A 668-nucleotide genomic window follows, 5' to 3' on the forward strand; every position below is an offset into this window, starting at 1 on the left:
CCACCCACCTCCGGGCCGCCCAGCCCTCCGGTGTATCCGGTGGCACCCAGCAGGATGATGCGGCGGTTGGCTGATGTGTCCATGACACTCTCCGATCGATCGGAATCGCGGCGGGTGGGCAACTGATCCCGCTCCTGCGCCGACTCTATCACTTATGAAACGACTTGATTTCTTTTCTATTGGGAGGCAGTCTGGTTCACACCCGATGAAAGAGAAGCCGTGAACCACCACGTCGACACCACCGCCCCCGCCCTTGTCACCGGCGCAACCGGATACGTTGCCGGATGGATCATCAAGTCATTGCTCGAGGCAGGCGTGACGGTTCATGCCACAGTGCGCGATTCCTCCGATTCCGCGCGACTGGCGCATTTGACCGCTATTGCCGATCAGTCCCCCGGGCAGATCCGTTTCTTCGATGCAGACCTACTGACCGAGGGCTCCTTCGACCGGGCCATGCAGGACACCCGGGTGGTTTTCCACACCGCCTCCCCGTTCGTGCGGGACGTCAAGGACGCCCAGCGGGATCTCGTCGATCCGGCCGTCCGGGGAACGACGAACGTCCTCACCACGGCCAACCGCACCCCAAGCGTGCGTCGCGTGGTCCTCACGAGTTCGGTCGCCGCGATGTATGGCGACGCCGCCGAACTGTCCACCACCGACGGCAAGCT

Annotated in this window: 1 protein-coding gene; it reads left to right on the plus strand. The window is 63.3% G+C overall.

The window, feature by feature from the left end; all coding sequences use genetic code 11:
• Window positions 1-219 precede the first annotated feature (219 nt).
• A partial coding sequence (locus tag GTW58_RS13400; protein ID WP_168023593.1) for an NAD-dependent epimerase/dehydratase family protein occupies window positions 220-668 on the plus strand: 449 nt, incomplete at its 3' end.

The organism is Kocuria subflava (assembly GCF_012163155.1).
Taxonomy (GTDB): Bacteria; Actinomycetota; Actinomycetes; order Actinomycetales; family Micrococcaceae; genus Kocuria; species Kocuria subflava.